The 24,998-nt window shown below is 71.7% G+C and carries 22 protein-coding genes and 1 riboswitch; of the genes, 4 read left to right on the forward strand and 18 right to left on the reverse strand.

What is annotated here, in order from left to right; genetic code table 11:
- Positions 1–23: 23 nt before the first annotated feature.
- The 5 genes from trpC to hisI form a co-directional block, all read right to left on the reverse strand.
- Positions 24–848 (reverse strand): indole-3-glycerol phosphate synthase TrpC, encoded by an 825-nt coding sequence (gene trpC, locus ACX80K_RS03310; protein ID WP_459270429.1) that lies wholly within the window; start codon positions 846–848, stop codon positions 24–26.
- A complete protein-coding gene (locus tag ACX80K_RS03315) occupies positions 849–1,097 on the reverse strand; it encodes an HGxxPAAW family protein (RefSeq protein WP_459270679.1) in 249 nt (82 codons plus the stop codon).
- A gap of 246 nt (positions 1,098–1,343) precedes the next feature.
- Positions 1,344–2,207: a Trp biosynthesis-associated membrane protein gene (locus ACX80K_RS03320; protein WP_459270430.1), complete on the reverse strand. Its 864-nt coding sequence runs from the start codon at positions 2,205–2,207 to the stop codon at positions 1,344–1,346.
- On the reverse strand, positions 2,204–3,757 hold the full coding sequence (locus tag ACX80K_RS03325; protein ID WP_459270431.1) for an anthranilate synthase component I: 1,554 nt from the start codon (positions 3,755–3,757) through the stop codon (positions 2,204–2,206). Before ACX80K_RS03325 ends, ACX80K_RS03320 begins: the two co-directional genes overlap by 4 nt.
- 4 nt (positions 3,758–3,761) lie before the next feature.
- Positions 3,762–4,202 (reverse strand): phosphoribosyl-AMP cyclohydrolase, encoded by a 441-nt coding sequence (gene hisI / locus ACX80K_RS03330; RefSeq protein WP_459270432.1) that lies wholly within the window; start codon positions 4,200–4,202, stop codon positions 3,762–3,764.
- An 81-nt stretch (positions 4,203–4,283) separates the two neighbouring features.
- Between hisI and ACX80K_RS03335 the strand changes: the two genes are divergently transcribed.
- A complete protein-coding gene (locus ACX80K_RS03335) occupies positions 4,284–4,928 on the forward strand; it encodes a TIGR03085 family metal-binding protein (protein ID WP_459270433.1) in 645 nt (214 codons plus the stop codon).
- Between the two features lie 175 nt (positions 4,929–5,103).
- On the opposite strand, the gene hisF is transcribed toward ACX80K_RS03335, so the two are convergent.
- The 9 genes from hisF to aspS form a co-directional block, all read right to left on the reverse strand.
- Positions 5,104–5,874, reverse strand: coding sequence for an imidazole glycerol phosphate synthase subunit HisF (gene hisF, locus ACX80K_RS03340; protein ID WP_459270434.1), 771 nt, complete (start codon positions 5,872–5,874; stop codon positions 5,104–5,106).
- Positions 5,875–5,882: 8 nt separating this feature from the next.
- Positions 5,883–6,728, reverse strand: coding sequence for an ATP phosphoribosyltransferase (gene hisG / locus ACX80K_RS03345; RefSeq protein ID WP_459270435.1), 846 nt, complete (start codon positions 6,726–6,728; stop codon positions 5,883–5,885).
- A 66-nt stretch (positions 6,729–6,794) separates the two neighbouring features.
- Positions 6,795–7,058, reverse strand: coding sequence for a phosphoribosyl-ATP diphosphatase (locus ACX80K_RS03350; protein ID WP_104179555.1), 264 nt, complete (start codon positions 7,056–7,058; stop codon positions 6,795–6,797).
- 139 nt (positions 7,059–7,197) lie between these two features.
- The gene (gene ribH / locus ACX80K_RS03355; protein ID WP_459270436.1) at positions 7,198–7,683 is read right to left on the reverse strand and encodes a 6,7-dimethyl-8-ribityllumazine synthase; all 486 of its coding nucleotides are present in this window, start codon (positions 7,681–7,683) and stop codon (positions 7,198–7,200) included.
- A 53-nt stretch (positions 7,684–7,736) separates the two neighbouring features.
- Positions 7,737–8,381, reverse strand: a complete 645-nt coding sequence (gene ribB / locus ACX80K_RS03360; protein ID WP_459270437.1) for a 3,4-dihydroxy-2-butanone-4-phosphate synthase — start codon at positions 8,379–8,381, stop codon at positions 7,737–7,739.
- Entirely contained in the window at positions 8,378–9,028 is a 651-nt protein-coding gene (locus tag ACX80K_RS03365; protein WP_459270438.1) for a riboflavin synthase, read from the reverse strand. The genes ribB and ACX80K_RS03365 overlap by 4 nt, the downstream gene beginning before the upstream one ends.
- A 64-nt stretch (positions 9,029–9,092) precedes the next feature.
- On the reverse strand, positions 9,093–10,274 hold the full coding sequence (gene ribD / locus ACX80K_RS03370) for a bifunctional diaminohydroxyphosphoribosylaminopyrimidine deaminase/5-amino-6-(5-phosphoribosylamino)uracil reductase RibD (protein ID WP_459270439.1): 1,182 nt from the start codon (positions 10,272–10,274) through the stop codon (positions 9,093–9,095).
- The gene (gene pnuC / locus ACX80K_RS03375; protein ID WP_459270440.1) at positions 10,271–10,954 is read right to left on the reverse strand and encodes a nicotinamide riboside transporter PnuC; all 684 of its coding nucleotides are present in this window, start codon (positions 10,952–10,954) and stop codon (positions 10,271–10,273) included. The genes ribD and pnuC overlap by 4 nt, the downstream gene beginning before the upstream one ends.
- A 114-nt stretch (positions 10,955–11,068) precedes the next feature.
- Positions 11,069–11,213, reverse strand: a riboswitch (FMN riboswitch).
- Positions 11,214–11,361: 148 nt separating this feature from the next.
- Positions 11,362–13,158 carry an aspartate--tRNA ligase gene (gene aspS, locus ACX80K_RS03380; RefSeq protein ID WP_459270441.1) on the reverse strand — a complete coding sequence of 599 codons (1,797 nt, stop codon included), beginning with the start codon at positions 13,156–13,158 and terminating at the stop codon, positions 11,362–11,364.
- 208 nt (positions 13,159–13,366) lie between these two features.
- On the opposite strand from aspS, the gene ACX80K_RS03385 reads away from it, so the two are divergent.
- The gene (locus ACX80K_RS03385; protein ID WP_459270442.1) at positions 13,367–14,626 is read left to right on the forward strand and encodes an APC family permease; all 1,260 of its coding nucleotides are present in this window, start codon (positions 13,367–13,369) and stop codon (positions 14,624–14,626) included.
- A gap of 267 nt (positions 14,627–14,893) precedes the next feature.
- On the opposite strand, the gene hisS is transcribed toward ACX80K_RS03385, so the two are convergent.
- The gene (hisS, locus tag ACX80K_RS03390; protein ID WP_459270443.1) at positions 14,894–16,225 is read right to left on the reverse strand and encodes a histidine--tRNA ligase; all 1,332 of its coding nucleotides are present in this window, start codon (positions 16,223–16,225) and stop codon (positions 14,894–14,896) included.
- A gap of 347 nt (positions 16,226–16,572) precedes the next feature.
- Between hisS and ACX80K_RS03395 the strand changes: the two genes are divergently transcribed.
- Entirely contained in the window at positions 16,573–18,591 is a 2,019-nt protein-coding gene (locus ACX80K_RS03395) for a DUF349 domain-containing protein (protein ID WP_459270444.1), read from the forward strand.
- 292 nt (positions 18,592–18,883) lie between these two features.
- Complete coding sequence (locus ACX80K_RS03400) at positions 18,884–19,540, forward strand: hypothetical protein (protein ID WP_459270445.1); 657 nt, start codon at positions 18,884–18,886, stop codon at positions 19,538–19,540.
- Positions 19,541–19,551: 11 nt separating this feature from the next.
- Here ACX80K_RS03400 and ACX80K_RS03405 read toward each other — a convergent pair whose 3' ends face one another.
- The 3 genes from ACX80K_RS03405 to secD all read right to left on the reverse strand — a co-directional run bounded on the left by ACX80K_RS03405 (position 19,552) and on the right by secD (position 24,969).
- On the reverse strand, positions 19,552–21,957 hold the full coding sequence (locus ACX80K_RS03405) for a RelA/SpoT family protein (protein ID WP_459270446.1): 2,406 nt from the start codon (positions 21,955–21,957) through the stop codon (positions 19,552–19,554).
- A 187-nt stretch (positions 21,958–22,144) separates the two neighbouring features.
- Positions 22,145–23,143 carry a protein translocase subunit SecF gene (gene secF, locus ACX80K_RS03410; RefSeq protein WP_459270447.1) on the reverse strand — a complete coding sequence of 333 codons (999 nt, stop codon included), beginning with the start codon at positions 23,141–23,143 and terminating at the stop codon, positions 22,145–22,147.
- Positions 23,140–24,969, reverse strand: a complete 1,830-nt coding sequence (gene secD, locus ACX80K_RS03415; protein ID WP_459270448.1) for a protein translocase subunit SecD — start codon at positions 24,967–24,969, stop codon at positions 23,140–23,142. The genes secF and secD overlap by 4 nt, the downstream gene beginning before the upstream one ends.
- Positions 24,970–24,998 lie beyond the last annotated feature (29 nt).

Consider the following 24,998-nt stretch of genomic DNA (forward strand, 5'->3'; position numbering starts at 1 on the left):
CAGGGCCGCGCAGGAGTAACGTGTCAGGCGCGTGCGGTCACGCCCGGGGTCCCGACCGTGCGGTCTGCCCGCCGGAACGCCCCGATCGTGGTGGCTGGGTCGCTGTGGCGGACGAGTGCCTCCCCCACGAGGACGGCGTGCGCGCCGCTCGCGGCGTAGCCTGCGACGTCGTCGGCATCCCGCACCCCCGATTCGGCGATGACGACGGTGCCGGACGGGATGAGGTGTGCGAGCCGGCCGAAGACGTCCCGGTCGATCTCGAGGGTCTTCAGGTTGCGGACGTTGACGCCGATGATGGAGGCTTTCGCGGCAACGGCGCGGCGGACCTCCTCCTCGGTGTGCGTCTCGACGATCGCGGTCATACCGAGCCGGTGCGTCAGGCCGAGGAACGAGGCGAGTTTCTCGTCTGTGAGCGCCGCGACGATCAGGAGGACGACGTCGGCGCCGTGGGCGCGTGCCTCCCAGATCTGGTACTCGTCGATGGTGAAGTCCTTGCGGAGGACGGGCAGGCCCACTGCCGCACGGACGGCGTCGAGGTCGGCGAGGGACCCGCCGAAGCGCCGTTCCTCGGTCAGCACGGAGATGACTGCCGCGCCGCCGCGTTCGTAGGACGCGGCGAGGGCCGCCGGGTCGGCGATGTCGGCCAGCGCACCCTTGGACGGGCTGCTGCGCTTGACCTCGGCGATGACGGCCATCGTCCCGGGGCGCCCTGCGCCGAGGGCCGCGAACGCGTCGAGCGGGGCGGACGCCGCGAGGGCGGCAGCGCGGACGTCCTCGAGGGGACGCGCACGGCGGCGCTCCGCGAGGTCCTCCCGGACGCCCTCGATGATGTCGTCGAGGACCGTCATCTAGTGGCCGTTGTTCTTGAGCTTGGATCCACCCACGCCGTAGCCGATCTTGCGCAGGATGAAGCCGACGATCAGGCCGATGAACATGACCCCGATGCCTGCCCAGAACAGCAGCGTGCCGAAGTCCTTGTTGCCCTCCGTGCTGGCCAGGATGTAGGCGAAGGAGGCCACGGCGGCGCCGACCAGCATGATGAGCACGCAGGTCCAGGCGGCGGGGCTGTTGCCGTGACCGATCGTCTCGTCGCCCATCTGGGCGTGGTTCGCGGGGGTGTTGCGCGTCGCGGCGGCGCGGGTCTCGGATGCCATGGGAAATCTCCTTCGAACGGGTCTCGTTCCATTCTGCCATCGATGGGTCGTCGCGGCGGAACGGAGGCGGTGGGCCGTCGGCCGCGGCCGGGCGACGGCGGTCGGCACGACGGGTGGGGCGATGCCTGGGCGGGGCAGGCGTGTGGTGCGGGTGGGCCGTGCGTCGAGCGGCCTGGAAGGAGCCGTCGGTCAGCCCGTCGGATCGTTCCCGCGGGAGAGCTCGTCCCAGCTGTCGATCTCGTCCGCATGGGTGTTCGCGCGGCTGCTCCGCGGGGACTGCCCGCTCGGCTCCGGTTGCTCCGGCTTGCCGGACGCCCCATCGGCTTCCGCGGGTCCGGCACCTGCGCCGGACCGGCCGGGCGTGCCGGCGTCGGCCGCGGCGGGGTGGGAGCCGCCCGTTCCCGGGTCCGTGGTGACGCCGAGATCCGTCCCGACCGGCGGGACGACGCCGGGAGCCACGTCACCGGTCGACGGCGCAGGCGCGCCGGGCTGGAGGCCGCCCGCCGGGGCGCGGACGCCCCGGGCAGCGCCGGCGTCGTACCGCCGGTTCACGCCCCAGGTCCGGCCGGCCAGGAGCACCCACGGCGCCGCGAGGACCAGCAGGACGCCGGCTGCCACGGCGAGCCAGGGCAGCGCCGTGGCGGTCGCCTCGGCGCCCGCCGGGCCGCTGATCCCGATCGCCGTGCCGATGGCCGGCTCGGCCGCGCCGGACGGATCGAGGGCGACCGCGGCGGCCGACAGCACGATGCCGACGCCGGACAGCACGAGGATGACCGCGATGATCCACCGGGCCACGCGCCCTGCGATCGACACGGCGAGGGCCGCGGCGAGGGCCACGAGCGCGAACGCCGTGACGGGCGTGGAGGCGTCGCTGCCGGGGATGGTGAGGTCCGGTGTCTGGACGGCGTCCTGCGGCAGCCGCACGGTGAGCCAGGTCTGGGTGGTCGATCCGAAGGCGACCAGCGCGAGGACCACGATCCCGAGGACCACGACGCCGCGCCGGGTGAGCCGGCCGGGGGCCGGACGGTCGGGGGCGGGACGGTCGGCGCTCACGGCACGTCCGCCGTCGCGGGCCGCAGTCCGGCCGCGGTCAGCGCCGCCCGGAGTGGCGCCGCGGCCTTGTTGACCGTCTCGAGGGCCTCCGCCTCGAGGACGGAGTCCGCCACGATCCCGCCGCCCGACTGCACGTACGCCTTGCCGTCGCGCAGCAGGGCCGAGCGGATGGCGATGGCCATGTCCATGTCCCCGGCGAAGTCCAGGTACCCGACCACGCCGCCGTAGATCCCCCGCCGGTGCGGTTCCACCTCGTCGATGAGCCGCAGGGCGCGGGGCTTCGGGGCGCCGGACAGGGTCCCGGCGGGGAACGTCGCGGCGAGGACGTCGTACGCGGTCTTCGAGGGAGAGAGCCGGCCGACCACCGTGGATACGAGGTGCATGATGTGGCTGAACTTCTCCACCTCCATGAACTGGGTGACGTCGACGCTGCCCGGGAGGCAGACCTTCGAGAGGTCGTTGCGGGCCAGGTCCACGAGCATGAGGTGCTCGGCCTTCTCCTTGGTGTCCGCGCGGAGTTCGACGGCGAGGTCGCGGTCCTCCTCGGTGGTCCTGCCGCGTGGGCGCGATCCCGCGATCGGGTGCGTGATGACCTCGTCGCCCGTCACCGTCACGAGGGCCTCGGGTGAGCTGCCCACGATCGAGTAGCCCCGGCCGTCGGCGTCCTCGAGGCTGAAGAGGTACATGTAGGGGCTCGGGTTGGTGGTGCGCAGAATCCGGTACACGTCGAGGGCGGAGGCGTCGCACTCGATCTCGAACCGGCGGCTGATGACCACCTGGAAGACGTCGCCGTCCACGATCGCCCGCTTGCCGCGCTCGATCGCCCGCAGGTAGTCGGGTTCGAACCAGGACTCACGGACCCGGTCCATCGAGCGCTCGGCCGTCGGCGCGTCGGCGGCCATCACCGATACGGCCAGTTCGGCGGGCGCGACCAGCTTCGCGAGCATCGCACGGATGCGGGCGACGGCGTCCTGCCAGGCCTCGTCGACCCGCTCGTCGGTGCCGTCGAAGTTGACGGCGTTGGCGACGAGCGTGAGGGAGCCCTCCGAATTGTCGTGGATGGCCAGGTCGGAGACGAGGCACATCGCGAGCTCGGGCAGCAGCAGGTCGTCCTCGGGTGGGCTCGTGAGCCGTTCCCAGTGCCGGACCGCTTCCCAGCCCACGAACCCGACCATCCCGGAGGTGAAGGGGGGAAGGTCCTCGAACCGTTCGGTGCGCAGCGCCTCGACGGTGAGGCGGAGGGCCTCGACCGGGTCTCCGCCCACCGGGACACCCGCCGGCGGTTCGCCGAGCCAGTGCGCCTCGCCGTCGCGGGTGGTGAGCGTGGCGCGGGAGTGGGAGCCGATGAAGGAGTAGCGCGACCACACGCCGCCGACCGCCGCCGATTCCATGAGGAACGTCCCGGGCTGCCCGGCGGCGAGCTTGCGGTAGATGCCGATGGGCGTGTGTGCGTCCGCGAGCACCTTCAGGTGCACGGGAACCACGCGGCGGCCCTTCGCCAGCGCGCGGAACTCCTCGAGGGTGGGGCTGATGGTGCCCAGCTGCTGCATGGGGTCAGGATCCTTCGGGTTCGGGACGGTCGGCGGTCACGGCGGGGAGCGCACGCCCGTCGAAGCAGGTTCTCGTGCCGGTATGGCACGCGGCGCCTTCCTGGTCGACGGTGACCAGGAGGGCATCGCCGTCGCAGTCGAGGGCTACGCCCTTGACCCACTGGCGGTGGCCGGAGGTGTCGCCCTTGCGCCAGTACTCCGCGCGGGAGCGTGAGTAGAAGGTCACGCGGCCGCTCGTCAGGGTGCGTCGGAGGGCCTCCTCGTCCATCCAGCCGAGCATGAGCACCTCCTGCGTGTCGTACTGCTGCACGACGGCGGCGACGAGGCCCGCGTCGTCCTTCTTGAGGGCTTCGGCGATGGCAGGGTCGAGGGCCCGGCGCTCCTGGTCGGGCGGCCCGGCAGGGGACGTTCCGGACGAGGGCAGGGCAGGAGTGGAGGGAGGCATCACCCCTGATTCTAGTGCGGTCCCGGGGGCGTGCCCCCTCACCTGCCCCCGCCTGGGTGCAGCGTGCTATTTTCAGCTGTGATGCACTTCGTAACCCCGTCCCGCGAGGTCCTGGCCGAGACGCTCCTGGCAGCCGGCCCCGACGCCCCCACACTGTGCGAGGGGTGGCAGACGCGCGACCTGGCCGCTCACCTGTACCTGCGGGAGCACAGACCCGTGTTCAGTCTCGGGATGGTCATCCGGAGACTGGCACCCGTGACGGAGCGCGCCATCGGGGAGACGGCCGAGCGTGCGGCGTCCCCGGCGGGATACGAGGCCCTGGTGAACCGGTTCCTGGCCGGCCCACCCGCGCTGTCACCCATGCGCATCGGTTCGATCGACACGAGCACCAACCTCATCGAGTACTTCGTGCACACCGAGGACGTCCGCCGGGCCACGACGCGCTGGGCGCCGAGGGCGCTCGACGAGGACTACGCCGACGCGCTGTGGGAGGAACTCGTCAAGCGGGCGGCCATCCTCTACCGCGGGGTGGATCTCGGCATCGTGCTGGTGAGGCCCGACGGACCGAGGCACGTCGCCAAGCGCGCACCGGTGTCGGTGGCCATCGTCGGCGATCCGGGCGAACTGCTGCTCCACGCCCACGGGCGACGGCGGCAGGCGCTGGTCACGTTCGAGGGCCAGCCCGACGCCGTCGCCCTGCTCGAGAGCGCCGATGTAGGCCTCTGACGCCCGGGGCGGGTCACCAGCACCTGTCGGCACCTGTCCGTCCGGGCCGCCGCGCCGGGTGCCCAGAACCGTGGGAACGCCGCCCCGGGTCTGGGCCGCCGCGCCGGGTGCCCCCGGACGCCCTACCGGACGCACAACCGGGTCTGGGCCGCCGCGCCGGGTGCCCCCGGACGCCCTACCGGACGGGGAACCCCGCCTCGCGGATGGCCGCCTTGACCTGGGCGATGGCATCCATCGGACCGAAGTGGAAGACGGAGGCCGCGAGGACGGCGTCGGCTCCGGCCTGGACAGCCGGCGGGAAGTGCTCGGGCTTACCGGCCCCGCCGGAGGCGATCAGCGGCACACCGACGGCGACCCGGACGGCCCGGATGAGCTCGAGGTCGAAGCCCTCCTTGGTGCCGTCGGCATCGATCGAGTTGAGCAGGATCTCCCCCACGCCCCGGTCCGCGGCCTCCCTGGCCCAGGCGACGGCGTCGATCCCGGTGCCCCTGCGGCCCCCGTAGGTCGTCACCTCGAAGCCTGACGGCGTGCTGCCGTCCCGCGTGCGGCGCGCGTCGAGGGAGAGCACGAGGACCTGCGCCCCGAAGTGCGCGGTGATCTCGTCGATCACCGACGGGCGCGCGACGGCCGCCGTGTTGATCGACGCCTTGTCCGCACCGTGGCGCAGGAGGCGGTCGACGTCGGAGATCTCGCGGACTCCGCCGCCCACGGTCAGGGGGATGAAGACTTCTTCCGCGGTCCGCGCGACGACGTCGAAGGTCGTCTCGCGGTTGCCGGAGGAGGCGGTGACGTCGAGGAACGTCAGTTCGTCGGCGCCTGCGCGGTCGTACCGGTGGGCGAGCTCCACCGGATCGCCGGCGTCGCGCAGGTCCTCGAAGTTGACGCCCTTCACGACGCGCCCTGCGTCGACGTCCAGGCAGGGGATGACGCGGATGGCGACGGTCACGGCTGCCCCTAGATCCGGCAGGCGTGGATGGTGCTGACGAGGATGGCGCGCGCGCCGAGGTCGTACAGCTCATCCATGATGCGGTTGGTCCGGTTGCGCTTGACCATCGCACGGACGGCGACCCACTCGGAGTCCCGCAGCGGGGAGATGGTCGGCGATTCGAGTCCGGGCGTCAGGGCCGCGGCCCGGTCCACGAGTTCCGTGCGGATGTCGTAGTCCATCATCACGTACTGGCGTGCCACGAGGACGCCCTGCAGGCGCCGCAGCAGGACGTCGAGCCCTGCCGGTGCGTCCGAGCCGGCCCGGCCGATGAGGACGGCCTCGCTCTGCAGGATGGGTTCGCCGAAGATCTCCATGCCCGCGGCCCGCAGGGTGTTGCCGGTCTCCACGACGTCGGCGATCGCGTCGGCGACGCCGAGGCGCACCGAGGATTCGACGGCGCCGTCGAGCCGGACCACGGACGCGGTGATGCCGCGCTCGGCGAGGTAGTCGTTGAGGAGTCCCTCGTAGCTCGTGGCGAGCCTGCGGCCCTCGAGCTGGTCGACGGAGGAGAAGTCACCGACGGGACCGGCGAACCGGAAGGTGGAGGCGCCGAAACCGAGCTGCATGAGCTCCTCCGCCTTGACCTGCGCGTCGAGGAAGAGGTCGCGGCCGGTGATGCCGACGTCGAGCGTGCCCGAACCGACGTACACCGCGATGTCGCGGGGGCGGAGGAAGAAGAACTCGATCTCGTTCTCGGGGTCGACGAGCACGAGCTCGCGGGGGTCGCGGCGCTGGCGATAGCCGGCCTCGGCGAGCATGGCGGACGCGGCCTCGGACAGGGCGCCCTTGTTGGGGACTGCTACACGGAGCATGGGAGGAATCCTTCGGTGGAGGAGGAGAGGGCAAGCAGGGGCCGCGGGCGGGTGACGCCGGCGCGGCTACAGATGCTTGTAGACGTCCTCCAGGGTGAGCCCCTTCGCGAGCATGAGGACCTGCAGGTGGTAGAGCAGCTGGGAGATCTCCTCGGCGGCGTCCTCCGTGGATTCGTACTCGGCGGCCATCCAGACCTCGGCGGCCTCCTCGACGACCTTCTTGCCGATGCCGTGCACGCCGGAGTCGAGCTCGGCGACGGTCCGGGAGCCGGCCGGGCGGTCGGCGGCCTTCGCGCTGAGTTCCTCGAACAGGGATTCAAAGGTTTTCACCTCCCTAGGCTATCGGCTCGCCGGGCCGCCCCGGCCCGCGGCCGCCGTCGTGTGACGGACGCCTCCGGCAGCCTGCCGCCGTCGTCGGGCAGATCGCGCCCAGGACCCGCGTTCCGACCCTCCGGACCCGGGTCCCGGGCTACGGGGTCCAGGGGCGGAGGACGGCGGCCGTGGCGAGGGCCGCCGAGACCGCCTCGTAGCCCTTGTCCTCCGAGGAGCCGGGCAGGCCTGCGCGGTCGAGCCCCTGCTGCTCGGTGTCGCAGGTCAGCACACCGAACCCGACGGGCACGCCGGTGCTCACGCTCACGTCGGTGAGTCCCGACGTCGCCGCCTGGCACACGTAGTCGAAGTGCGGGGTGCCGCCGCGGATGACGACGCCGAGGGCGGCGACGGCGTCGACGTGCGGTGCGAGGCGCGCGGCGGCGACGGGCAGCTCGAAGCTGCCGGGGACGCGGATCACGGTGACGTCGGCCCCGGCGTCGGCAGCGGCACGGCGGGCGCCGTCGAGCAGGCCGTCCATGATCTCGGTGTGCCAGCTCGCGGCGATGATCGCGAGCCGGAGGGGTGCGCCCCCCGGCGTGGTCAGTGCGCTGATGTCGATGCTGGGTGCTCCGTGGCCGCTCATGGTTCTCCTTCGTTCGGTGGGACTGCGGTGGATGTTGCGGTCGATGGGATCGTTCAGGCGTGCCCGAGGTGTGCGACGAGGTCCTCGATGGAGACGAGCGGGATACCGTGCTCGTCGGCGAAGCTGCGGAGCGCGGGCAGGCGCATCATGTTCCCGTCGTCGTGCACCAGTTCGGCGATGACGGCGGCGGGCCGCTTGCCCGCGAGGACGCAGAGTTCGACGCCGGCCTCCGTGTGGCCCGGCCGCTCGCGCACGCCCCCCGGCGCGGCACGCAGCGGGAAGACGTGCCCCGGGCGGGTGAGGTCGCGCGGACCGCTGGCCGGGTCGGCGAGCACGCGCGCGGTCCGTGCGCGGTCGGCGGCACTGATCCCCGTGCCGACCCCGGCCGCAGCGTCGCACGAGACCGTGTACGCCGTGCCCTTGGAGTCCTCGTTCACCGCCGTCATCGGCGGCAGGAGGAGGCGGTCGGCGTCGTCCGCCCGCAGCGGCACGCACAGCACGCCCGAGGTCCAGCGCACCGTCCACCCGATCAGTTCCGGTGTCGCGTCCTCGGCCGCGAACACGATATCGCCCTCGTTCTCGCGGTCCTCGTCGTCCACGACGACGACGGGACGCCCTGCGGCGAGGGCGGCGATGGCGGCCTCGACCGGATCGAGCCGGACCGGCCCTTCGGCAGCGGCCGGGACGCGTGCCGTCACTGCGCCCCCCCGGCGTCCTGCCGCCGCGCGTCGGCCGCGGCGAAGCCGAGGAGCCGTTCGGCGTACTTGGCGAGCACATCCATCTCCAGGTTCACCGGGTCGCCCGGGGCCTTGGCGCCGAGGCCCGTCTCTCGGAGCGTCGTCGGGATGAGCCCGACCTCGAACCACTGCTCGGCGTCCTCCGCAGGGCTGACGGCGGTCACGGTCAGGGAGACGCCGTCGATCGCCACGGAGCCCTTCTCCGCCGCGTACCGGCCGAGCGTCGCGGGCAGCCCGAAGCGGAGCCGGTGCCATGCGCCGAGGTCCTCGCGCTCGAGCAGCACGCCGATCCCGTCCACGTGTCCCTGGACGACGTGCCCGTCCAGCCGGCCGCCGGCGGGTACGCACCGCTCGAGGTTGACCGGGGCTCCCGGCTCCAGCCCGCCCGTGGTGGTGCGGCGGAGGGTCTCGCCCATCACGTCGACCCCCACGCGGACGCCGTCGAGCGTGACGGCGGTGAGGCAGACGCCGTTGACGGCGATCGAGGCTCCCCGCGCGAGGCCCTTCCCTGTCTCCGGCGCCTCGACGACGAGGAGGCCGCTCTCGCCGTCGGGCGCGAGCTCGAGGGAGACGACGCTGCCCTGCTCTGACACGATTCCTGTGAACACTGGTACTTCCTTCGGATGGGGTTGCGGGAGGAGAGCCGACGCCGCGGTGGGAGGCCGCGTGAGCCTAGGGGGCGGAGGACGGGGGCCGCAGGTGCAGCCTCACGTCGGCACCGAGCCGGACGACGGCGGGGCCGCCGGCGTCGTCGGGCACCCACCGTGTCGCGCCGGGGAGGGTCTCGACGCCGAGGTCGGGGAACGCCGGCGCGCCGTCGCCGAGAATCAGGGGGGCGACATAGCTGAACAGTTCGTCGACCACGCCCTCCCGGAGGAAGGCGGAGGCGATCCGGGGGCCTCCCTCCACCAGGAGGTGGCGGACGCCCCGGGTGTACAGCCCGTCGAGGGCCTCGTGCACATCCCGGGTCGGCAGGTGCAGGAACCCCTGGCCGCGGATCGCGGCGGTGCCGGGCACGGCGGTGCGGCCCATGACGACGCGCAGGCCGCCACTCCGCGCCGACGCGGTCCCCGATGCTGCGGTTCCGGACCGCGCGGTGCCGGACGGCGCGGTGCCGGTGTGCGCGGTGCCGGTGTGCGCGGTCCCGACGTGTGAGGTGCCGGTGCGTGCGTCCCCGGACCGAACCGCACCCGGCCGGGCGGTGAGCCGCGGGTCGTCGGCGAGGACGGTGCCGGTGCCGACCAGGACGGCGTCGGCCAGCGCACGGATCCGATGGCCGTCGGCGCGGGCCTCGGCGCCGGTGATCCACTGGCTCGTGCCGTCCCGGGCGGCCACCCGGCCGTCGAGGGACTGCGCCGACTTCAGCGTGACGAAAGGACGCCGCACGGAGGTGGCAGCGGCCCAGCGCTCGTTCAGCTCCCGGGCGCGCGCGGCCTCGGGGCCCGCGACGCAGTCGACCCCCGCGGCGCGCAGCCTCTGCCCGCCTCCTGCCGCTGCACCGTTGACGTCGTCGGCCGCGTACACGACGCGGGCGATGCCGGCTTCGAGGAGCGCCGCACTGCACGGACCGGTCCGGCCGGTGTGGTCGCACGGTTCCAGGGTCACCACCATGGTGGCGCCCCGCGGGTCGTTGCCGCGTTCACGGGCATCGGCGAGGGCGGCGGGTTCGGCATGCGGTGTGCCCGCTCCCCGGTGGTAGCCCTCGCCGAGGACGGTGCCGTCCTCGGCGAGCAGCACGGCGCCCACGAGGGGATTGGCGCCCCGGACGCCGCACGCGGCGAGGTCGAGGGCACGCAGCAGCGCCGCCGACTCCGCCGGCGTCACCCCTTCGACCCCGTGCGCCGTGGTCCTCACCGGAGGGTCGGATCCGGGAGGAGCGTCTCGACGCCGGGCTTGGCCGTCCGCTGGGCGCGCGCCCACACGAAGAAGCCCACGAGCGTGAAGCCGCCGTAGAAGATGTACATGAAGGCGCTGGCGTAGTAGCCGGCGCTGAAGAGCAGCGGGACGCCCACGATGTCCACGGCGACCCACACGAGCCAGAACTCCACCCAACCCTTGGCCATGCCGTAGGTGGCGAGCAGCGACCCGACGAAGGTCCAGGCGTCGGCCCACACGGGCTCGTAGGAACCGAGCGTGCGGAAGAGCGGTGTCAGCGCCAGGGTGCCGAGAAGCAGGAAGGCGACCATCCCGATGCGCGCCCGGCTGCCGGCCCACTGCGGGACGACGGCCTGTCCCCCACGGTTCCGGCTGGCCTGCCACTGTCGCCAGCCGTAGATCGAGACCGCGATGAACATGACCTGGCGCCCGGCCTGCCCCAGCAGGTTTACGGCGCTCGCCGTTCCGAAGAGCGAACCGAGGAAGACCGTGAGGAGCAGGAGGTTGCCGATGATGCCGACCGGCCACGCCCAGACGCGGCGACGCATGCCACCGAACGCGCTGAGCAGGCCGAAGACGTTGCCCACCACTTCGCGGAGCAGGAGGGAGCCGTTGCCTACGGGGATGCGGGCTTCGAAGAGCCACTGCAGAAAGTCCATGCCGATCCTTCGCCGATACGACGGCTCCGGGGATGGAAGAAGGAGGGACGCGCTGCCGCGGCAAGGCCGTGACAGGGCCGTCACCCGTTCCCGGGCAGCGGCAAGTCCCTGCTGTGCGTGCTTCTCCCATCCAGACTTTGACTGTCGGTCCCGGAATTCCACCGGCTCAACCGTTCACTCACCGCGCGGGTGCGCAGCTCGTGGACGGGTCGCGGACTATAACCGCCGGTTCGGACTTACACCGACCCCGGAGCACATACTGCGCCGATTATTTCACACAGCGGCCACTCCCGCGGATGAACCGTCACAATTCGTCCGACAGCGATCAGCCCGGGGCGCCGACGGAAAGGGCGGGGCACCCGGGTGCCCCGCCCTTTCCTTGCGTGCCGGATTCGCCGGCGTGACGGTCAGGCCCCGGGCTCGGTCTTCGCGTCGGTCTTCGCATCGGCCCTCGGCTTCGCGTCCACGCCGGCTTCCTTGCGCTGCTGGGCCGTGATCGGCGCGGGCGCTGCCGTCAGCGGGTCGAAGCCGCCGCCGGACTTCGGGAAGGCGATGACGTCCCGGATGGAGTCGGTGCCGGCGAGCAGGGAGACCACACGGTCCCACCCGAGCGCGATCCCACCGTGGGGAGGCGCGCCGTACTTGAACCCCTCGAGGAGGAAGCCGAACTTCTCCTGCGCCTCCTCGGCACCGAGGCCCATGACGGCGAACACGCGCTCCTGGACGTCACGGCGGTGGATACGGATGGATCCGCCCCCGAGCTCGTTGCCGTTGCAGACGATGTCGTACGCGTAGGCCAGGGCGTTCTCGGGATCCGTGTCGAAGGTGTCGAGGAACTCGGGCTTCGGGGACGTGAAGGCGTGGTGGACGGCGGTCCACGCACCGCCGCCGACGGCGATGTCGCCGGCGGCGACCGCCGCGGACGCGGGCTCGAACATGGGGGCGTCGACCACCCAGACGAACGCCCAGTCGCCCTCCTTGATGAGTCCCGTGCGTCGTCCGATCTCGACGCGCGCGGCACCGAGGATCGCGCGCGACGACGTGCGGTCGCCGGCACCGAAGAAGATGCAGTCGCCGGGATTGGCGCCGGTCGCAGCTGCGAGGCCCTCCCGCTCGGCGTCGGTGAGGTTCTTGGCGACGGGACCGCGCAGGCTGCCGTCGTCGTCGATCAGGACGTAGGCGAGGCCCTTCGCGCCGCGCTGCTTCGCCCATTCCTGCCAGGCGTCCAGCTGGCGCCGCGGCTGCGACGCGCCGCCCGGCATGACGACGGCGCCGACGTACGGCGCCTTGAAGACGCCGAACCCGGTGTCCTTGAAGAAGTCGGTCAGCTCGGTCAGCTCGAGCCCGAAGCGGAGATCCGGTTTGTCCGAGCCGTACCTGGCCATGGCGTCGGCGTAGGTCATGCGGCGGATGGGCAGGGGGATCTCGACGTCGATGAGCTTCCACAGGGCGGAGACGAGCTGCTCGCCGAGGGCGATGATGTCGTCCTCCTCGACGAAGCTCGCCTCGATGTCGAGCTGCGTGAACTCGGGCTGGCGGTCGGCGCGGAAGTCCTCGTCGCGGTAGCAGCGGGCGAGCTGGTAGTACTTCTCGAACCCGCCGACCTGCAGGAGCTGCTTGAAGAGCTGCGGGGACTGCGGCAGGGCGTACCAGGAGCCCGGTGCCAGGCGTGCCGGCACCAGGAAGTCGCGCGCGCCCTCGGGGGTCGACCGGGTCAGCGTGGGCGTCTCGATCTCCACGAAGCCGTCCGCGTGCAGCAGTTCACGGGCGATCCGGCTGGCCTCGGAGCGCAGGCGCAGGTTGGCCTGGGGGCCCGGCCGGCGCAGGTCGAGGTAGCGGTGGCGCAGGCGTGCCTCCTCGCCGACCTCGACGTGCTCGTCGATCTGGAACGGCAGGGGGTCGGAGGTGTTGAGGATGGTCACGGTGTCCGCGATGACCTCGATCGCGCCCGTGGGAAGGGCGGGGTTCTCGTTGCCCTCGGGGCGCTGCCGGACCTCGCCGACGATCTGCAGGACGTACTCGTTGCGCAGGGTGGAGAACACGTCCTCCTCGCGGACGACGACCTGCGCGACGCCCGAGGCATCCCGGAGATCGAGGAACGCGACGCCGCCGTGGTCCCGGCGACGGGCGACCCAGCCCGCCAGGGTGACCGTTTGTCCTACGTGCTCGGGCCGAAGCGAGCCGAGTTCATGCGTGCGGAGCACAGCATTCCTTCCCACAGATACGTTCGATGAGTCGCAGGCGAGCGTCGCCTGCCTAGAGTTGGTGCAAACCCGAACAACTTTACCGGTCCGGTCCCCGGGGCCCGGACAGCCCCCGGGGCGGACGGGCACCGCGTCACGGGGCCGGGGAAACTAGGCGCTACGGAGCACGGCGCCACGGAGCACGGAGCACGGAGCACGGAGGAGAATCATGACCGACCAGCCCGGACTCCGCCGCGCGATGGGCGGCTTCGACGCGACGACGGTCGGCATCGGCGCGATGATCGGCGCGGGCGCGTTCGTCGTCTTCTCCCCCGCTGCCGCGGCGGCGGGGGCGCTGCTGCCCCTCGCGGTCGTCCTCGCGGGCTTCGTCGCCTACTGCAACGCTGCCGCGACGGCGTCACTCGCCGTCCGCTATCCCTCCAGCGGCGGGACGTACGTGTACGGCCGGGAGCAGCTCGGACCCTGGCCGGGGTTCGTCGCCGGGTGGGGTTTCGTCACCGGCAAGCTGGCCTCCTGTGCGGCGATGGCTCTCACGTTCGGTCTGTACGCAGCACCCGGGGCGGAGAAGGCTGCCGGTGTGGCCGCGGTCCTCGCGCTGACGGTGGTGAACCTCCTCGGGGTGACGCGGACGGCCCTGGCCACGCGCGTGATCGTCTCGCTCGTGGTGCCGGTGCTGGCGTTCGTCGTCGTCGTGGCGTTCACCTCCCCCGCAGCCACTCCCACCCGCGGCCCTGGCGGCGCGGGCCTCGGCGGCGTCCTGCAGGCCGCGGCCCTGCTGTTCTTCGCGTTCGCGGGCTACGCGCGCATCGCGACCATGGGAGAGGAGGTCCGTGAGCCGCGGCGGACCATCCCCGCGGCGATCTTCGGTGCCCTCGGGTTCACGCTCGTGCTGTACCTGCTCCTCGCACTCTCGCTGCTCCACGCCCTCGGGCCGGTCGGCCTCGCCGGGACGACGGCGCCGCTGCGGGCCGTCGTCGATGCCGCGACGCCGCCAGGGGCGGAGGGTGTCCTGTCCGCCGTGGTCACCGTGGCGGCAGCGCTGGCGAGCCTCGGCGCGCTGCTCGCCCTGATCGCGGGCGTGGGCCGCACGAGCCTCGCCATGGCGCGCGGTGGCGACCTCCCGCCGGCGCTGGCCCGCGTCTCCGTCCGCTACGCCGTGCCGTGGGTCGCGGACATCGTGTCGGCCGTCGTCGTCGTGCTTCTCCTGCTCGCCACGGACGTGCTGACCGTCGTCGGCTTCTCCAGCTTCGGCGTGCTGGTCTACTACGCGATCGCGAACGCCGCGGCCTACTCGCTCACCGACCGGCAGTGGTACGCGCCGCGCTGGCTGAACGCCGTCGGCGCCGTGGCCTGCCTCGTCCTGGCCTTCACCCTTCCGGCGATGTCGGTGCTCACGATGGTCGCGGTGCTCGCCGGAGGGGCCCTCGTGCGTGCAGCCGTCCTCGTGCACCGACGAGGGAGGTCCTGAGGCACACGTCCAGCCTGCTCGCCCGTCGTCGTTCCCGGGTTTCCCGCACTGCAGCGGGTGTCGCACGGGGACACGCCGATGCCGGGCACGCCGCGTCCGACAAGCGGGAACGACGGCCCGGTGCAGCGGCCGCGGTCGGCGTCGGCCACTCATGGTCCTGCGCACCCGGCGCGGCCGCCCAGATCCGCGCCGGAGAACCCCCGGCTCTGGGCACCCGGCGCGGCGGACCGGGCCGTCGGAGCCGTTCGGGCTTCGACGCCGTGCGGGTTATGACGCCGTCGTGACCACGGGTCGGAGGTCGTCCACGGGCGGCGTCCACGAGGCCGGATCCGCGGGGGCCTGCTCGCCGGACCGGATGTCCTTGACCTCGTGCCCGCCGTCCGCGGACGTGAACCACACGAAGGGGATGCCGCGCCGGTCGGCGAACTTGATCTGCTTGCCGAACTTCTCGGCGCTCGCCGCGACCTCCGCGGAGATCCCGCGACCACGCAGCGCCGCGGCGACGTCCTGCGCCTGCGACCACGCGTCGTCGTCGGCCAGGGTCACGAGCACTGCGGTGGGCACGGACCGGGAGACCGTCGCGAATCCCTGGCTGAGGATGCGCGAGACGATCCTCGTGACGCCGATGGACAGCCCGACGCCGGGGAACGTGCGGTTGCCCTTGCGGGCGAGGGCGTCGTAGCGGCCGCCGGAGCAGATCGAGCCGAGCGCCTCGTGCCCGTTCAGGACCGTCTCGTAGACGGTACCGGTGTAGTAGTCGAGCCCCCGGGCGATGCTGAGGTCGGCGACGACGCGGCCCGGCGCACGCCGTGAGGCCTCGCCGACCACCTGGCGCAGCTCCTCGAGGCCCTCCTCGAGGAGATCGTTCGTGACTCCGAGGGCGCGCACACGCTCCACGAAGGACGTGTCGGCGGTGCGGATGCCCGCGAGGTCGAGGGCGAGGCGCACCTGGTCGTCGGTCGCGCCCACCTCCTCGCGCAGCAGCGCTCCCACCTTGTCGGGGCCGATCTTCTCGAGCTTGTCGATGCTGCGGAGCACCGCGGCGGTGTCCTCCAGTCCGATGGCCCGGTAGAAGCCCTCTGCGAGCTTCCGGTTGTTGACGCGCAGCGTGAAGTCGGGGATGGGCAGGGCGCCGAGGGCTTCCACCACGGCGAGGGCCAGTTCGACGTCGTACCGGAACGGGAGGACGCCGTCGCCCACGACGTCGATGTCCGCCTGCGTGAACTCGCGCGCACGCCCCTCCTGCGGCCGTTCGCCGCGCCAGCACTTCTGGATCTGGAACCTGCGGAAGGGGAAGGCGAGGTGGCCCGCGTTCTCGACGACGTACCGTGCGAAGGGGACGGTGAGGTCGTAGTGGAGCGCGAGGCCGCTCTCGGAGGCGGATGCCTCATCGGCCTGGAGACGGGAGACCGCGTAGACCTCCTTGTCGATCTCGCCCTTGCGGAGGAGGTGCTCCACCGTCTCGACCGCGCGGGTCTCGATGCTGGAGAAGCCGTGCAGCTCGAACGTCCGCTGCAGCACCCCGAGCACGTGGAGCTCGATCAGGCGCTCCTCCGGGAGCCATTCGGGGAAGCCGGACAGTGATGCCTTGCGGGCCATGGGTAGGTCTCCTCCTGCGGTGGGGGCCGGTCGCCGTCGCGTGCGGCGTCGCGGACCGGTTCTGCGGCCTTCATCCTAGGTCCCGGTGGGAGCCTGCGGAAAAGCGGCTGCTCCGGCCGCCGCTCGGACGGATACGGCCCGCGCCATGCCGAGGATCGGGGGCCAGTGGGTAAAGTAACCTCAGGGCAGGTTCCGCGTTGCTCCGGCAGATCGGTGTGCGCTGAGGAGACTCGTTCGGCGGGCTCTTCCGCCGCTATCCGACGGACCGGGTCGATAGACTCCTAGACCCAGCATGAAATGGCCCCGGCGTTGCTCACGGCCATCCGACGAGCGAAAGACTTCTAGCGGTGACAGACAGTCAGCAATCCGACGAAACGACCATCGGCCAGGACTCGCAGCAGGACGCTGCGGCAGGCGATGACGCCAGCATGTCCGCGTCCACAGCTTCCGCCCCGGGACCGGGCGCGCCTGCGACCGGCGTCCAGGACACGGAACCCGTGATGCCTGCGGTCGCCGCTGAGCACAGGACGGATGCCCCGGCAGCCGACGCCGCGGGGACCCCGGAGGCCGAGGCGTCTGCCGCAGTAGAGCCCGAAGCCGCTCCTGGCGCCGGCGGACCGGCCGACGTCGAAGCGCCGGCATCGGCGGGCGAAGCAGCCACGGAAGCACCCGCGGAAGTACCCGCGGAAGTACCCGCGGAAGCATCGGACGGAACGGACGCCGCCTCGGAGAACACCGAGTCGACCGGCGCTCCCGTAGACGCCGCCGGAACACCGCAGGCGCCCGCCGAAGCAACGGGCGCTCCCGTAGACGTCGCTGAAGCACCCGAGGCAGTCACGAACGCCGCCGGCCGGCCCGAGGCGCCGATCGGATCCAGCGACGACGTCCCGGCAGGCCCGGCGGCGGAATCCCCCGAGGGCGACGACGCGACCCGTGCAACCGGTGACACCGCTGCGGCCGAGCCGTCGGTCCCGCTAGCCGCCGAGCCCGCACCGCTGAGCACGCCGTCGCCGAGCACCGCCCCTCCGCGCCCGCCGCTGCCCACCGCCATGGCACCCCGCCCCGTCAAGAAGAAGGCCCAGCCCCTGGCGGCCCCGCCGGCACACAGCACGTCCCTCGAGGAAGCCGGCAGGTTCGCCCGCGTGGAGGAGGACGGCCACGTCTTCCTCCTGGTCGACGGCGCCGAGCACCCGGTGGGCCAGTACCCCGACGCGACCCGCGAGGAGGCACTGTCCTACTTCGTCCGCAAGTACGACGACGTCGTGAGCCAGGTCGCCCTCCTCGAGCAGCGCGTCCAGGCCAAGGCGCCGTCGTCGGACATGGCCAAGACCGCGAAGCACCTGCGCGCGCAGGTCGGCGAACGCAAGATGGTCGGTGACGTGCTCACGCTCGAGGCGCGCATCGAGGCCCTGCTCGGGGAGATCAGCGGCCTCGAGAAGTCGGAGCGGGCAGCACAGGACGCCCTGAAGGCGAAGGAGCTCGCCGCCCGCGAGGCGATTGTCGCCGAGGCCGAGGAACTCGCGGGACGCGACCCCTCCACGGTCCAGTGGAAGGCGAGCAGCACCCGCATGAACGAACTCTTCGAGCTGTGGAAGGCGGCGCAGAAGGCCGGTCCGCGGCTCGGCCGCGGCACCGAGGACGCCCTGTGGAAGCGCTTTCGGTCCGCACGGACGGTGTTCGACCGCCACCGCCGCGCCTACTTCTCCCAGCTGGACAGCGACAACGCCGAGGCGAAGCAGGCCAAGGAAGCGCTCATCCGCCGTGCCGAGCAGCTCTCCGACTCGACGGACTGGGGCTCGACCGCCGCCGAGTACCGCCACCTCATGGACGAGTGGAAGTCTTCGAAGCGTGCCAGCCGCAAGGACGACGACGCCCTCTGGGCCCGCTTCCGCGCCGCCCAGGACCGCTTCTTCGAGGCCCGCAAGGCCGCGAACGAAGCCGTGGACGAGGAGTACTCGGGCAACCTGACGGCCAAGGAGGCACTCCTGAGGGAGGCCCAGCAGATCCTGCCCATCAGGGATCTCGCTGCCGCCAAGAAGGCGCTGCAGTCGGTGCGTGACCGCTGGGACGAGGCCGGCAAGGTCCCGCGGGCAGACATGGGCCGCATCGACGCGGGCCTCCGCAAGGTGGAGGACGCCGTCAGGGCTGCCGACGACGAGCACTGGACGAAGACGAACCCCGAGACCAAGGCGCGCACCAACAGCGCGCTGAGCCAGCTCGAGGCGACCATCGCGCAGCTCAAGGACGACCTCGCCGACGCGGAGCGCGCAGGCAACGCCAAGAAGATCGCCACTGCCAGGGAGGCGCTCGCGGCGCGCGAGCAGTGGCTCGAGATGCTGCAGCGGTCGGCCCAGGACTTCTCCTAGGCGAGCAGGCCTCCCCGGGAGGCCTGCTCGCGGGCGGAGAGGCAGTGGCTCGAGAGGCCGCGGCGGTCGGCCCGGGACGTCTCCTGGGCGAGCCGGCCTCCCCGGGAGGTTTGCTCGCGGGCGGAGAGGCAGTGGCTCGGCGGGCCGCGGCGGTCAGCCGTGCACTCCCGGCCGCGGGTCAGCTCCCCTGCGCCGTCCGCCCGTGTCGTGCGTCCTGCCCGTGCCCGCGGGCTTTGTCCACATCGGCAGCGGAGGCCTTCTCCGGTCTTCCCGGGGTGAGGATGCTGGGACGATGGCTCCCCTGGACAGTGCCCACGGCTCGGCTCCTCCGGAGCGCGTCCTCGGCGCGGCCGGGCAGGCCGTCACCTCCACGGGCGGGGCGATCTTCCACCCCGGCGAGATCTTCTCCTCCGCGGAGCTGCAGGGCATGCGGCTCGACGGGCTGGTGCGCCTCGTCATCGGCGACTCGTACCTCCGCAGCGACTTCAGGGAGGATCCTGCCACGCGGGCGCAGGCCGCTGTTCGCAGCATTCCCCGCCCGATCCGGCCGCGCGTCGCGCTCGGCCGCTCCTGCGCGGCCTGGGTCTACGGCTGCGCTCCGCCGCCCACACTGATCAGCCTCGTGACGGACCACCGGCGCCGCACCACGGCGCTGCCGCCCTTCACGCCGGCGGTCATGCACCAGGTGGCGCTCGGTCCGTTCGACGTCAACCTGGTCGGCGGGGTGTCCGTGACGACGCCGCTCCGCACGGCCCTGGACATCGCCGTGCACGGCGAGGAGCGGGATGCGGTGCCGATCCTCCGGGCGATCGGCAGGGCCGCCGACCTGGGCTGTCCCCTGCGCCTCGTCGAGGCGGCCCTCGTCAACACCTCGCGCGTGCCGGGCAAGGCCCGGGCCCTCATGCGTCTGCGCGTCGCCCGGCATCCGCCGCGGGACCACCGGGTATGACGGCGGACCCGTCAGGGGCGTCGCTGGGAGCCCGTCGTCCGGTACACGTCGAAGACGCCGTCGATGCGGCGCACCGCGCTGAGGATGTGGCTCAGGTACTTCGGGTCCCCCATCTCGAACGCGAAGCGCGACATGGCCACCCTGTCCGAGGACGTGTTCACGTTCGCCGCCAGGATGTTCACGTGGTTCTCGGCGAGCACGCTCGTCACGTCCGAGAGCAGGCTCTTGCGGTCGAGGGCCTCCACCTGAATCTCCACGAGGAACACGCTCGACTGCGTCGGGGCCCACTCGACCGGCACGATCCGGTCCGGCTGGTCCCGCAGCTCCTGCACGTTGCGGCAGTCGCTCCGGTGCACGGAAACGCCGGAACCGCGCGTGACGAACCCGATGATCGGGTCCGGCGGCACGGGCGTGCAGCAACGGGCCAGCTTGACCCACACGTCGCCCACCCCCCGGACCGTGACGCCCGAGTCGGAGAACTTCGGCCGGCGGGGCTGGGAGGCGACGGCCGTCTCCGCGATCTTGTCCTCGGCGTCCTCGTGGCCGCCCATGAGGGCCACGAGGTGCTCGATCACGTTCTGCGCGGAGGTGTGGCCGTCCCCGACGGCGGCGTAGAGCGCCGAGATGTCCTGGTGCCGGAGCTCCTGGGCGACCGTCAGCAGGGCGCTGTGCGTCATCATGCGCTGCAGCGGGAGGTTCTGCTTCCGCATCGCGCGGGTCAGCAGCTCCTTGCCCTTGTCGATCGCCTCCTCGCGGCGCTCCTTCGTGAACCACTGCCGGATCTTGTTGCGCGCGCGGGGGCTCTTGACGAAACCCTGCCAGTCCTGGCTGGGCCCGGCGCCCTCGGCCTTGGAGGTGAAGATCTCCACCCAGTCGCCGTGGTTCAGCTCGCTGTTGAGCGGCACGAGTTTGCCGTTGACCCTTGCACCGATGGTCCTGTGGCCCACCTCGGTGTGGACGGCGTAGGCGAAGTCGACCGGTGTCGAGCCGGCCGGGAGCGCCATCACCTCCCCCTTGGGCGTGAAGACGAAGACCTCGCGGGCGTTGATCTCGAACCGGAGGGAGTCGAGGAACTCGTCGGGGTCCGACGTCTCCTGCTGCCAGTCGACGAGGCTCCGCAGCCAGCCCAGGTCGCCGTTGTCGGCGGCCTCGGGCGGCTTGCCGCCGTTCTTGTACTTCCAGTGCGCCGCCACACCGTACTCGGCACGGCGGTGCATGTCGTGCGTGCGGATCTGCACCTCGACGGGCTTCCCGCCGGGGCCGATCACCGTCGTGTGCAGCGACTGGTACATATTGAACTTCGGCATCGCGATGTAGTCCTTGAACCGCCCGGGCAGGGGGTTCCACCGCGAATGCAGGGAGCCGAGCGTCGCGTAGCAGTCCCGCACGCTGTCCACCAGGACGCGGACGCCCATCAGGTCGTGGATGTCGTCGAAGTCCTTACCCCGGACGATCATCTTCTGGTAGATCGAGTAGTAGTGCTTGGGGCGGCCGGTGATCGTCGCCTTGATCTTCACGGCCCGGAGGTCTTCCTCGATCTGGTTGCGGACGAGGCTGAGGTGCTTCTCCCGCTCGGGGGTCCTGTCCCCCACCATCCGGACGATCTCCTCGTACACCTTCGGGTGAAGTGCGGCGAAGGACAGGTCCTCGAGCTCCCACTTGATGGTGTTCATGCCGAGGCGGTGGGCGAGGGGCGCGAAGATCTCGAGCGTCTCCCTGGCCTTCTTCGCCGAGGAGGCGGGCGAGACGAAGCGCCACGTGCGGGCGTTGTGGAGCCGGTCGGCGAGCTTGATGACGAGGACGCGGATGTCCTTCGCCATCGCCACGACCATCTTGCGGACCGTCTCTGCCTGCGCGGCGTCCCCGAAGGACACCTTGTCGAGTTTCGTGACGCCGTCCACGAGCATGGCGACCTCGGGCCCGAAGTCGCGCTTCAGCTCGGCCAGGGTGTACGAGGTGTCCTCGACCGTGTCGTGCAGGAGGGCGGCGGCGAGGGTGGTGCCGGTCATACCGAGTTCGGCGAGGATCGTGGCGACGGCCACGGGGTGCGTGATGTACGGGTCGCCGCTCTTGCGTGTCTGCCCTTCGTGGCTCCGCTCCGCCACGAGGTAGGCGCGCTGGATCAGGTCGAGATCCTCCCGCGGGTTGTTCGCGCGGACGGTGCGGAGCAGGGGCTCGAGGACCGGCGAGTACCCCGAGGAACCGCGGCCGGTGAGGCGGGCGATGCGCGCGCGCGTCCGGCCGCGCCGCCCGGGAGCCACCTGGTCGGCACTCGTCGCCGAGGGCGCGGAGGTGGGCGATTCCGGCTGTACCAGCCCGCGGCCGGGGCCCGGGCGCGGCACGTCGGTGGTGAGCTGACCGGGGACCCCGGGCACCGCAGCGCCCTGGTCCTCTCCGGGATTCACCGCTTCAGCCATGTGCAGTTCCTCAATCTTCATGCGGGACCCGGTAGGGATCCGTCGCGCCGCAGGTTCTGCGGCAGCTTCAAGTCTAGCGGGGCTTCGAACGGCCTCAGCCGCAGGAGGCCCGTGCGGGCCCCTGCGGCTGAGGGTCGTGCTGCGGCGTCGGTGCGCGCCGTGGATCCGGTGCGGCGTGCGCCCGGTGTCAGGCGGAGGCCGCTTCCAGCGAGCGTCGGTTCAGGACCTTCTTCTCCTGCTTCCTCAGCTCCGGTTCGTTCAGTCGCAGCGCCGCGTACAGCGGAGCCGCGATGAAGATGGTGCCCAGGGTGCCGAGGATGATGCCGATGAACAGGGCCAGCGAGAGGTCCTGGAGCGTGCCCGCCCCGAGCAGGAACGAGCCGATGAACAGGATCGACGCGACCGGCAGGATCGCCACCACCGAGGTGTTGATCGACCGGACGAGCGTCTGGTTGACGGCGAGGTTGACCTGTTCGGCGAACGTGCGCTTGGTCGAGATGGTGACGTCGGCGGTGTTCTCCCGGATCTTGTCGAAGACCACCACCGTGTCGTAGAGGGCGTAGCTGAGGATGGTCAGGAAGCCGATGATCGCCGACGGGGTCACCTCGAAGTCGCTCAGCGCGTACAGGCCGGCGGTGACCACCATGACCACCACGAGCGCCGCCATCGCGGCCAGCGCCATCTTCCAGGTGCGGAAGTAGATCGCCATCAGGATCGCGGCGAGGAGCACGAACACGCCGAAACCGATCAGGGCCTGGCGGCTGACGTCCTCGCCCCAGGTCGGACCGACGAAGCTGGAGGTCACCTGGTCCTCGCCCACGCCGTACCCGCTCACGAGGTTGTCGCGCACGCTGAGCGTCTGGTCGTCCGAGAGGCGCTCGGTCTGGATGCGCATCGTGTCCGCGGCGATGTTGGTGACCCGCGGGACGGCGTCGGGCACGACGTCGGTGACCGCCTTCTCGCCGACCGCGGCATCGGTGTTGTCCGTCGCGGAGACCGTGAACTCGGATCCGCCCCGGAAGTCGATGCCGAGGTTGAAGCCGCCCTTGACCACCGGGATGATGATCGAGATCAGGAGGGCGATGCCGGCGATGAGGAACCACAGGTTCCGCTTGGCGACGAAGGGGTAGGAGCGCTTGCCCGAGTACAGCTCGTTGCCGAACGTGGCGAAGTTCGTGCGGCTCATTCGTTGGTCTCCTTCTGGGAACCGGTGCGCCCGGCGGCGGTGGAACCGGTGCGCGCGACGACGGAGGACTCCGGGCGGTCGGCGACGGCGGACTCGGTGCGCCCGGCGACCGATGACCCGGTGCGCCCGGCGAGAGCCTTCTCCTGCTCCGCGCGACGGCGCTCGGCGATGGTCAGGCGCCGCTCGGCCTCGGCCGAGGCCCCCTTGTTCCTGGTACGGGCGACGGCGACGGGCGCCTGGCCCGGTTCACGCAGCCGACCTGCTCCGCGGTAGAGCGGGATACCGCCGAGGCGGCGCGGGTCGAGCCCGGACCAGGGATGGCCCTCGCCGAAGAACTTCGTCCTGGCGAGGAGGCGGAGGACCGGGTGCGTGAACATGAACACGACGACGAGGTCGGCGATCGCCGTGAGCCCGAGGGTGAACGCGAACCCGCGCACGTTGCCGACGGCGACGAAGTAGAGCACGAGGGCGGCGAGCAGGTTCACCGCCTTGGAGGCGAGCACCGTCCGCTTGGCCCGGCGCCAGCCGTTCTCCACGGCGGAGACGAGACCGCGTCCGTCACGCAGTTCGTCGCGGATGCGTTCGAAGTAGACGATGAACGAGTCCGCCGTCTGGCCGATGGCGACGATGAGGCCGGCCACGCCGGCCAGGGACAGGCGGTAGTTCTCCGTCCAGCCGAGGATGCAGATGGCGAGGTACGTCAGGACGCCCGCGACGACCAGCGAGGCGATCGTGACCAGGCCCAGGAGCCGGTACTGGAACATCGAGTACGCGGCCACGAGCAGGAGGCCGATCAGGCCGGCGACGAGGCCGAGCCGCAGCTGGTCGGCGCCGAGGGTCGCGGAGATCTGCTGCTCGCTCTGGATCTCGAAGCTGATCGGCAGGGCACCGTACTTCAGCTGCTCCGCCAGGGCGGCCGCCGACTCCTCGGTGAAGTTGCCGGTGATCTGCGGGTTGCCGTCGGGGATGACGGCGTTGGTCGTGGGAGCCGAGACGATGCGCCCGTCGAGGACGATCGCGAACTGGTTGCGGGGATCGCCCTGGCCGAGCGCGTACAGGCGCTCCGTGACCTCTCGGAAGGTCTCGGTGCCCTCGTCGTTGAAGTCGATCGTGACGGCCCAGGTGTTGAGGGTCTGGCCCTGCGCGCTGCGCTGCAGGCCGTAGCTGGCCGTCGAGATGTCGGTTCCCGGGACCTCGACGGGTCCCAGGATGTACTTGCCCTGCGTGTCGGGCTCGCAGGCGACCATGGGCTGGTCGGCGGGCGCGGGCTCCTCGGCGGGCTCGAGGGCCGCCGGGTCGAGGCAGTCGAGCGCCTCGAACTGCTTGTAGAGCTCCGGCGTGATCCAGTTGGGGTCGCTCGCGTCCTGGGGCTCGGCGGCCGGCGTGGGCAGCTGGTCGTCGGGCGTGGGTGTCTCCGCGGCCGCCGCCTGGCCGGGGCCTCCGGCGAGGACGGGGCGGAACTCCATCTGCGCGGAGGCCTGGATGAGGTCACGCGTCTGGGGGTCCGGCGTGCCGGGCAGCGACACGATGACGTTCTGGCCGGACTGCGTGTTGATCTCGGCCTCGGCGACGCCGGAGCCGTCCACGCGCTGGCGGATGATCTCGACGGCCTGGTCCAGCTGTTCGGGCGTGATGTCGCTGCCGCCCTGGACGCGGGGGGCGAGGATCATCTGCGTGCCGCCCTCGAGGTCGAGGGCCAGGCGGGGGCTCCAGCTCGCGGTGCTCCAGTAGGATCCCGCTCCCAGCAGGATCGCGAGCAGTGCTGTCAATGCGCCCAGCCAGACAAGTGTCCGCTTGGCTGCCGTCCCGGGACCGGTACGAGGCATGATGGATGTCCTTATTCAGTGGCGCGTCT

The sequence above is a fragment of the Arthrobacter sorbitolis genome, from assembly GCF_054510995.1.